The sequence below is a fragment of the Nonomuraea deserti genome (assembly GCF_004348685.1).
GTDB lineage: Bacteria > Actinomycetota > Actinomycetes > Streptosporangiales > Streptosporangiaceae > Nonomuraea > Nonomuraea deserti.
This window is the reverse complement of sequence record NZ_SMKO01000293.1, coordinates 1-8593: the sequence shown is the minus strand read 5'-3', so window position 1 is coordinate 8593 and position 8593 is coordinate 1. Positions and strand designations below refer to the sequence as shown.

The window sequence follows — 8593 nt, the reverse complement described above, 5'->3', positions numbered from 1 at the left end:
ATAAGAGACAGCGGCGGGGGGAGGGCTCGTCGGCGCCCGTGGTCTCGGCCCAGAAGGCGAGCCCGTCGCCGGCCCAAACTCCGTGTACCCGCACCCTGGCAGGCTACCGTCGCCGCCAGGGCCTCCGCCCACATCGCGATCCCGGCCGACCGGGTGCGTGGCCGCGCTCCTTGGCCAGGTGCGCGGCGCGGCCCGCGTGGTAGGGAGGTTGGTACGGCGCGTGTACGCGGCCAGGCCCGCGTAGCATGAAGGTATGAACCCTCCCGGATCGTGGTGCGAGCGTCCCAAGCCGCAGGCTCCCTCGTGCGAGCTCCCGTCCCCGTGGAGCAAGCCGAAGAAGCCGGACAACTGGTGCGAGGTCGAGAAGAACGACCCCGTGGTGTCCGTCCTGCGCTTCGTCCTCAAGGCCGCCAAGCGGTAGTCCCGCCCGTCACCAGCGGGTGATAGAAGGCCGGTTGTCTGGGTAGTCGCCTTCCGCAGCGGAGGAGGCGATCGTCGTGAACGACACCCACAAGCTGGTCAACGACCTCTCCGAGCAGGTCTCCCGACTGGTCAAGGACGAACTGCGCCTGGCCAGGATCGAGCTCCAGGAGAAGGGCAGGCACGCGGGGTTCGGCGCGGGGCTGGTCGGCGCGGCGGGCGTGACCGCGCTGTTCGGCGGTGGCGCGCTCGTGGCCGCCGTCATCATGCTGCTCGCCCTGGTCCTGCCCGGCTGGGTGGCCGCCGCGATCGTCGCGGTGGTCCTGTTCATCGTCGCCGCCGTACTCGGCCTGGCCGGCAAGAAGCAGGTGAAACGAGCCACCCCGCCGGTCCCGAGGGAAACCCTCGCGAGCGTCAGGGCCGACATCGACATGGTCAAGGAGCAGGCACGGCGATGAGCGAGACCGATCCCGGATACACCGGGCAGCAGCACGCAGGAGACGTCGGCGCGCGCAGAGCGACCGTGGGCACGCCGACGGAGCGCGAGTCCATCAACGTCCCCCCGACGAGACCGGGCGCGGCGGAGAACGCGAGGCAGGCCGAGGCCGCCCGCGAGGAACACGAGACCTTCATCCCCGAAGCCCCCGTCGCCGACGAGCGGTCCGAGGCCACGGAGAGCCTGCGGACGGAGGAGGAGTCGCTGAAGGGGGAGAGCGGGGCGGACGACGAGGAAGAGGGCGACGACGTGCGTAAGGACATCGAGGAGACCCGGAGAGATCTGGGCGAAACCGTCAGCGCGCTGGCGGGCAAGGCAGACGTGAAGTCCAGGGCGAGCCATGCCGCGCATGAGGCCAGGGGCAAGGCGGGCCATGCGGCGGAGGTGGCCAAGGGTAAGGCTGGTCACGCGGCGGAGACGGCCAAGGGGCGGGCGGCCGGTGCGGCCGCGACGGTCAAGGGCAAGGCGTCGGAGGTGGCGGGCAGGGTTCGTGAGAGCGCCCCCGACCAGGCCAAGGACGTCGCTACGCAGGCGAGGAAGCGGCCTGTGCTGCTCGTCGCCGCCATCGGCGCCGTGCTCGGCTTCACGGTGCGCCGGATGATGATGAAGCGGCGCGCGCAGAAGCAGGCGGCCCGGCCCCGGTGGTTCAGGAAGGCGTGACGATCAGGGAGCGGGAGGGAGCAGGGCCCGGCACAGGACGGCGAGCGTGGTCGCGGTGATCGGGCCCGCGTCGGCGCCCGCGGCGATCCGGCGCTGGGCCTCGCCGAGGATGCTCCACCCGAGGTGGGCGACGAGGTCGGGCTGGTCATGGCCGGCGTCGGCCAGGACGTCCCGCAGCGGCGCGATCATCGTCTCGTGGAGCCGGTCGAGGCGTTCCTGGCACGCGGGGGGCAGATCGACGGAGGCCAGCGCGCGCAGCAGCGCGTAGTCGGGGCTCGTCACGAACGACATCGTCACCTCCCCGAACGCCCGCACCTGCTTCTCCAGGCCGCTCGCCCGGGACACCGCGCTCTCCAGCCTGGCGGTCCAGCGCGGGATGGCGTCCTCGACGAGCTGGGCGAGGATGTCGGAGGTCGAGGAGAAGTAGCGGTAGACGCTGGAGCGGGCCAGCCCCACGCGCGCGCCGACGGCCGCCGGGGTGAGGCGCGCGAAGCCTCGGCCACCAGGATCTCCATGGCGGCCGCCAGCAGGGCCGCGCGCTGGCCCGCCCGATGGTCGGCCACCGTCGCCGCGCTGATCCTCGGCACCGGACTCACTCCTCCTTGCGACGCGTGCCTCCAGTATCGGGCAGCAGCAGCGTGGCGCCGACGCCCGCGAACAGCACGATCCCGGTGACGACGGTGACCCGGCGGGTGGCGTCGGCGGCGGCCGCGACGGCGGCGGCGTGCCGCCCGGGATCGGCAGGTTCACCCAGAACGCCCAGCGCCACCCGAAGTCGGTCACGACCCAGCCGCCGAGCAGCGGCCCGAGCGCGGCCATGCCGCCGATGGCGGAGCCCCACACGGCGAACGCGACGGTCCTGCGCGGGCCGGTGTAGAGCGCGTTTGATGATCGCGAGGGTCATCGGCACCACCATGGAGGCGCCCACTCCCTGGAGCACCCGCGCTCCGATGAGGAGCGCGCCGCTGCCCGCCGCGGCCGCCAGCATGCTGGCGGCCAGGAACACCGCGAGTCCGATGGTGAACGTCCTGCGCCTGCCGCGCGCGTCGCCCATGCGGCTGAGCGGGATGAGCAGGGCGGCGAACGACAGGGAGTAGATCGAGTTCACCCACTCGACGTCGGTGGCCGCCGGCCCGAGGTCGGCCATGATCGCGGGGACGGCCACGTTCACGATCGGCGCGTCGATGATGATCATCGACATGCCGACGCCGAGCACGAAGAGGGGGAGCCAGCTCTGCCGGATCCGCTTCGTCAGCGACACCATGTCCCCCAGATAGCAACACCATGTCGCGAAAAGGACGGGCTAGGCTCCAGATCATGGACTTCATCCGGGTGCGCGCGTCCGCCGACGGGGCGGAGACGATCTCCTACTGGACCGGCGACGTCTACGGGTGGCAGGACGACGACGGCCCCCACCACCTGTTCGGGTTCGAGGGGCTCAACGTGGCCAGGGCGGTGGAGGCCGACGGCGGCTGGCAACTGCTGACCAGGGAGGCCGCCCTCTATCTCGACCCGAAGACCCGTCAGGTGCTCGACATCTGGGACAACCCGTCGACCGGGCGGGCGGTCGAGGTGCAGCACGTCTTCAACGACCCGGTCAACCAGCGGCTCGGCACCTACCCGGTGCCGGCGACGCGGCTCGGCGACCAAGTGGTCTACAACGTCGACATCCGGCTGGCCTACCCCTCGCCGCTCAAGGTCGCCGACTATCCTGACAACTCCGCGAGCGACACGTACCGCGCGATGGAGCTGTTCCAGTTCTTCGCCGCCGCGAAAGACGTCGACTCCGGCGCGCCCGGCGTGCCGTGCGTGTTCTCGTGGTGCCGGGTCTCGCCGTGGTTGCCATGGATGGCGATGGGGCAGCGCGGAGGCGGGCTGGTCTACCACTGCAGGGGAGCCAAGGTGGCCGAGGTGCCGCAGCGGCTGCGCGAGCGGGTGGGCGAGCGCTTCCTGCACGCGCCCGCGGAGTGGTCGGGCCCCAACGTGACGAGCTGGACGGCGTTCGCGGACCGGGCCGGCCGGTGAGCGCCGACCTGTTCTGCGAGATCATCGCGGGTGAGCGGCCGGCCCACATCGTGGACTCCGACGACGTGGCCGTCTCCTTCCTCGACGCGCGTCCCGTCTTCAAGGGCCACGTGCTGGTCGTGCCGAGGGTCCACGTCGAGACGCTCACCGACCTCGCCGACGCGGGCCCGTTCTTCGAGCGGGTGCGGGCCGTGGCGGGGGCGGTGGAGGAGGGGTTGCAGGCCGGCGGCACGTTCGTGGCCATGAACAACCGCGTCAGCCAGAGCGTGGCCCACCTGCACGTGCACGTGGTGCCGCGCAACAAGAAGGACGGCCTGCGGGGCTTCTTCTGGCCGCGGACGAAATACGCCTCCGCCGAGGAGGCCGCCTCCTACGCCGACGCGATCGCCGCGGCTCTGCGGCGCACCCCTGAGTAAGGAACGACCCCGAGCAGGGGTCGCCGGCTCCCGGCGGCGGGTGGTGAGTACGCGGACGCCGCTACGGCCTTGAGGCGGCGCTCTGGCGAAAAAGGTTCCTGTGAGTAAGCTCAGGCCGCGTGGAATACCTCGTCGGGGTCTCCGTCGCGGCCGTGCTCGTCAGCGTGCCCGCGATCGTGCTGTGGCGGGTCATGCGGGGCCGCAGGGAGCTCGGCACCAGCCCGGCGGAGCGGGCCACGTTCGAGACCCTGCACACCGCCTCCCTGGCCGGGCCGCCGCTGCGGGCCGGGCTGACCGCCGACGGCGCCGAGCGCGCCTCCCGGCACCTGCGCGCCCTGCTCGGCTCCGCCGCCGTCGCCATCACCGACGGCGAGCGGCTGCTCGTGTACGACGGCGCAGGCGACGACCACCATGCCGACGCGGCCTTCGAGCACGCGGCGGCGACCCTGCAGGACGGCCGCACCCAGGTGCTGACCATCGAGTGCGACCTGCTCGAATGCCCGATCAGGCAGGCCGTGGTCGTGCCGCTCACGACCGACGACCGCGTGGTCGGCACGCTGGCCGCCTACGGGCAGAGCGCCTCGGCCGGGCTGGTCAGGGCCGCGCAGGAGGTGGCCGGCTGGGTCGACTCGCAGCTGGAGCTGGCCGAGCTGGACCGCTCGCGCACGCTGCTCATGGAGGCCGAGGTGCGGGCGCTGCGGGCGCAGATCTCCCCGCACTTCATCTACAACTCCCTGACCACGATCGCCTCCTTCGTCCGCACCGACCCCGAGCGGGCCAGGGAGCTGCTGCTGGAGTTCGCCGACTTCACCCGCTACTCCTTCCGCCGGCACGGCGAGTTCACCACGCTCGCGGAAGAGCTGCGCTCGATCGACCGCTACCTGATCCTGGAGCGGGCCAGGTTCGGCGACCAGCTCCAGGTCACGCTCCGCATCGCACCCGAGGTGCTGCCGGTCGCGGTGCCGTTCCTGTGCCTGCAGCCGCTGGTCGAGAACGCCGTCAGGCACGGCCTGGAGAGCCGCAACGGCGTCGGCCGCATCACGATCATCGCCGAGGACGCCGGAGCCGAGTGCCGCATCAGCGTCGAGGACGACGGGCTCGGCATGGACCCCGACAGGCTGCGCCGCATCCTCGCAGGTGACATCGCTCCCAAGGGCGGCGTCGGACTGGCGAACGTGGACGAGCGGCTGCGCCACGTGTACGGCGACGAGTACGGTCTGGCCGTCGAGACCGGCAACGGCGCGGGCACCAAGGTCAACATCAGGTTGCCGAAATATCACCCAGGCGTCTCTGCCCGTTGACCTCGATCTTCCTTGTCGGTTTTATCACTGTCTATGGCACAACTACGGGTCCTCGCGGTCGATGACGAGCTGCCGGCCCTCGAAGACCTGTCCTACCTCCTCCGCGCCGATCCCCGCATCGGCGAGGTGGCCACCGCGCGGGACGGCGCGGCGGCGCTGCGCCTGCTCGACCGGGCCATCGCCGACGGCAGGCCGATCGACGCGGTGTTCCTCGACATCCGGATGCGCGGGCTCGACGGCGTGGTGCTCGGGCGGCTGCTGTCGCAGTTCGCGAACCCGCCGCGCGTGGTGTTCGTGACGGCGTACGAGGAGCACGCGGTGGACGCGTTCGAGATCAAGGCGGAGGACTACCTGCTCAAGCCGGTCCGGCCGGAACGGCTGGCCGAGGCGATCAGGCGCGTGGCGGTCTCGGCCGACGTGCCCGTGGAGGGCGGCGAGTCGGACACGATCCCGGTCGAGCTGGGCGGGGTCACGCGTTTCGTGTCCAGCGCCGACGTCATCTACGTGGAGGCGCAGGGCGACTACGCGCGGCTGCACACGGCCGCGGGCAGCCACCTGGTGCGCATCCCGCTGGCCACCCTGGAGGAACGGTGGGCCTCGGCCGGGTTCATGCGGGTGCACCGCAGCCACCTGGTGGCCGTCAAGCACATCGAGGAGCTGCACATCGACTCGGGCAAGTGCACGGTCCGGGTGGGCGACACCGAGATCCCGGTCAGCCGGCGTCACACGCGCGAGCTGCGCGACCTGCTGGTGCGCCGGGCCAGGAAGGGCAGGCCGGATTGAGCCAGGAGCCGCGCCGCCAGGAGCCCCGCCGCCAGGAGCCGCGTCCGGCCCGCAGGACGCCCCTGTCGCGCGAGAACATCGCGCGGCGGGTCACCGTGACGAGCCCGCGCACCGCCGCCGCCCGCCGGCCCCGCTACCCGGCCACCCTGGAGATCGACGAGCAGACCCGGCTCGGCGAGGTCTACATGCGCTCGCTGCTGCGCACCCAGTTCAGGCTGGCGCTGTTCGTGTGCACGGTGCTGGCCTGCGTGATCGGCGGGCTGCCGCTGCTGTTCCTGCTGATCCCCGACCTGAGCGAGGTGCGCCTGCTGGGCGTGCCTCTCGCCTGGGCGGTGCTGGCGGGCCTGATCTACCCCGCCTTCGTCATCGGCGCCTGGCTGTACGTGCGGCAGGCCGAGCGCAACGAACGCCACTTCGCCGAACTGGTCGAACGCCGGTGAGCCGGCGGACGGACGGGCGGGACGCCCCCGGAACGGAGCCGGGCGCATGAGCCTGACGGCGGTGCTGGTGGTCGTGGTCGCGGCCATCCTCATCGGAGCGTTCGGGATCAGGGTCTCGCGCACCACCTCCGACTTCTACGTCGCCTCCCGCACGGTCAGCCCGCTCTGGAACGCCTCCGCCATCGGCGGCGAGTACCTGTCGGCGGCCTCCTTCCTCGGGATCGCCGGGCTCATCCTGTCCTTCGGCGTGGACATGCTCTGGCTGCCCGTCGGCTGGACCGGGGGTTACCTGGTGCTGCTGGTGCTGGTGTCGGCGCCGCTGCGGCGCTCGGGGGCGTACACGCTGCCGGACTTCGCCGAGGCCAGGCTCGAGTCGATGACCGTGCGCCGCACCGCGAGCGTGCTCGTCGTGCTGATCGGCGGGCTCTACCTGATGCCGCAGTTCCAGAGCGCGGGCCTGGTGCTGCGGACCATCACCGGCGCGCCCGTGTGGGCCGGCGGGCTGCTGGTCGCGGGCGTCGTCGCGGTGAACGTGCTGTCGGGAGGCATGCGGTCGATCACGTTCGTGCAGGCGTTCCAGTACTGGCTCAAGCTGACGGCGCTGGCCGTGCCGCTGGTGTTCCTGCTGATGGCGTGGAAGGCCGACGGCGCGCCCGGGGTCACCGCGCTCGACGAGGTCACCTGGCAGGTGCCGCTGGGCGGCGGCAAGGAGTACGGGATCTATACGACGTACTCGCTGATCCTGGCCACCTTTCTCGGCACCATGGGGCTGCCGCACGTGCTCGTGCGGTTCTACACCAATCCCGACGGGCGGGCCGCGCGCCGCACGACGCTGGTGGTGCTGACGCTGCTCGGCGCGTTCTACCTGCTGCCCGCCGTGTACGGGTGGCTGGGCCGCATCTACGCGCCCGACCTGGTGCGTACGGACGCGGTCGTGCTGACGCTGCCCTCCCGCATGATCGGCGGCCCCCTGGGCGACCTGCTGACGGCGCTCGTCACGGCGGGGGCGTTCGCGGCGTTCCTGTCCACCTCGTCGGGGCTGACCGTGTCCGTGGCGGGCGTGATCGCGCAGGACCTGCTCAAGGGCGGGGTGCGCTCGTTCAGGATCGCCACGCTGATGGCGGTGACGGTGCCGCTGGCCCTGGCGTTGTGGGCGCGGGCGCTGCCCGTCGCGGACGTGGTGGGGCTGGCGTTCGCGGTGGCGGCCTCGTCGTTCTGCCCGCTGCTCGTGCTCGGCATCTGGTGGCGGCGGCTGAGCACCACGGGGGCGCTGGCCGGGCTGTTCGTGGGCGGCGGGCTGGCCTGCTCGGCGGTGCTCGTCACGATCACGGCCGGGCCGTTCGAAGGGCCGGCGGGGGCGCTGCTGGCCCAGCCGGCGGCGTGGACGGTGCCGATCGCGTTCGCGGTGATGGTGTCGGTGTCGTTCCTGACCCCCGACCGTGTGCCGCTCGGCGTGGCCAGGACGATGGTCCGGCTGCACACGCCCGAGGACCTCGACCTCGACCGCGGCGACTGGCGGCCCCGCTCGTCGTGAGGGGCGGCAGTCCCGGCCCCTGAGCCGGGCCGGTACGCGCGGGTGGCCCGCGGCCCCGTGCATTCAGGCCGACATGACCCGCTCGTACGCGGCGGCCGGGTCGTCCATGGGCAGCACCGGGCCAGCTCGAATCCTTGGCGGCGTCGTCCCGCAGGCGCAGCGAGATCGCGTCGGCCGACCACGGATGCGCCTCGAACGCCGCCGCCTCCTCCCGCGGCATCGGACCGCCCTGGGCGCGCAGCGTGCGCACCGACACCGGGCTCAGCGTGTCGTGGCAGGCCGGGTCCACCGCGACCAGATACCGCTTGGCGGCCACGTGCTGCTCGATGGCCCAGGCCGAGCGCTCGGTCAGGTGGTCGCGGGCGAACGCGGCCCCGGGCCCGCTCGTGCGGCAGGCCGCGGTGCCGTCCGGCGACCGGGCGGGCGCGGCCCACCGTGATCGCATGATGGGGCGGCTTCCTTGACCGGAGGAGGACGGGACGGTGGCCGTGCACCGGCGGCGGGGCGACGGGCGGGTG

General features: G+C 72.4%; 11 protein-coding genes and 1 pseudogene. 10 read left to right on the top strand and 2 right to left on the bottom strand.

Features of this window, described 5'->3' with window-relative positions; translation table 11 throughout:
- Positions 1–253 precede the first annotated feature (253 nt).
- From E1292_RS52025 to E1292_RS47950, 3 genes are all read left to right on the top strand, one after another.
- Positions 254–421, top strand: a complete 168-nt coding sequence (locus tag E1292_RS52025) for a hypothetical protein (RefSeq protein ID WP_165975138.1) — start codon at positions 254–256, stop codon at positions 419–421.
- A 76-nt stretch (positions 422–497) separates the two neighbouring features.
- Entirely contained in the window at positions 498–878 is a 381-nt protein-coding gene (locus E1292_RS47955) for a phage holin family protein (protein WP_132606470.1), read from the top strand.
- Entirely contained in the window at positions 875–1576 is a 702-nt protein-coding gene (locus E1292_RS47950; RefSeq protein WP_132606469.1) for a DUF3618 domain-containing protein, read from the top strand. The genes E1292_RS47955 and E1292_RS47950 overlap by 4 nt, the downstream gene beginning before the upstream one ends.
- 3 nt (positions 1577–1579) lie before the next feature.
- Here E1292_RS47950 and E1292_RS56260 read toward each other — a convergent pair whose 3' ends face one another.
- Together E1292_RS56260 and E1292_RS56015 are read right to left on the bottom strand one after the other, a co-directional pair.
- Positions 1580–2419, bottom strand: a complete 840-nt coding sequence (locus tag E1292_RS56260; protein ID WP_439331960.1) for a TetR/AcrR family transcriptional regulator — start codon at positions 2417–2419, stop codon at positions 1580–1582.
- Positions 2420–2471: 52 nt separating this feature from the next.
- Positions 2472–2771 (bottom strand): annotated as a pseudogene (locus E1292_RS56015) (MFS transporter); the annotation flags it as partial.
- A 122-nt stretch (positions 2772–2893) separates the two neighbouring features.
- Between E1292_RS56015 and E1292_RS47935 the strand changes: the two are divergent.
- The 7 genes from E1292_RS47935 (at position 2894) to E1292_RS47905 (ending at position 8539) form a co-directional block, all read left to right on the top strand.
- Entirely contained in the window at positions 2894–3601 is a 708-nt protein-coding gene (locus E1292_RS47935; protein WP_220447425.1) for a DUF1838 family protein, read from the top strand.
- A complete protein-coding gene (locus tag E1292_RS47930) occupies positions 3598–4017 on the top strand; it encodes an HIT family protein (protein ID WP_132606465.1) in 420 nt (139 codons plus the stop codon). Before E1292_RS47935 ends, E1292_RS47930 begins: the two co-directional genes overlap by 4 nt.
- 119 nt (positions 4018–4136) lie before the next feature.
- On the top strand, positions 4137–5318 hold the full coding sequence (locus tag E1292_RS47925) for a sensor histidine kinase (RefSeq protein ID WP_132606464.1): 1182 nt from the start codon (positions 4137–4139) through the stop codon (positions 5316–5318).
- Positions 5319–5351: 33 nt separating this feature from the next.
- Positions 5352–6101: a LytR/AlgR family response regulator transcription factor gene (locus E1292_RS47920; RefSeq protein ID WP_132606463.1), complete on the top strand. Its 750-nt coding sequence runs from the start codon at positions 5352–5354 to the stop codon at positions 6099–6101.
- A complete protein-coding gene (locus tag E1292_RS47915) occupies positions 6098–6541 on the top strand; it encodes a DUF485 domain-containing protein (RefSeq protein ID WP_246090939.1) in 444 nt (147 codons plus the stop codon). The genes E1292_RS47920 and E1292_RS47915 overlap by 4 nt, the downstream gene beginning before the upstream one ends.
- A 46-nt stretch (positions 6542–6587) precedes the next feature.
- Entirely contained in the window at positions 6588–8075 is a 1488-nt protein-coding gene (locus tag E1292_RS47910) for a sodium/solute symporter (RefSeq protein WP_132606462.1), read from the top strand.
- Between the two features lie 134 nt (positions 8076–8209).
- Positions 8210–8539: a hypothetical protein gene (locus tag E1292_RS47905; protein ID WP_132606461.1), complete on the top strand. Its 330-nt coding sequence runs from the start codon at positions 8210–8212 to the stop codon at positions 8537–8539.
- Positions 8540–8593: the final 54 nt, after the last annotated feature.

Coding starts and splice junctions, on each gene's coding strand:
- E1292_RS47910 (WP_132606462.1), top strand. CDS start 6,588: ATGAGCCTGACGGCGGTGCTGGTGGTCGTGGTCGCGGCCATCCTCATC.
- E1292_RS47920 (WP_132606463.1), top strand. CDS start 5,352: ATGGCACAACTACGGGTCCTCGCGGTCGATGACGAGCTGCCGGCCCTC.
- E1292_RS52025 (WP_165975138.1), top strand. CDS start 254: ATGAACCCTCCCGGATCGTGGTGCGAGCGTCCCAAGCCGCAGGCTCCC.
- E1292_RS47950 (WP_132606469.1), top strand. CDS start 875: ATGAGCGAGACCGATCCCGGATACACCGGGCAGCAGCACGCAGGAGAC.
- E1292_RS47935 (WP_220447425.1), top strand. CDS start 2,894: ATGGACTTCATCCGGGTGCGCGCGTCCGCCGACGGGGCGGAGACGATC.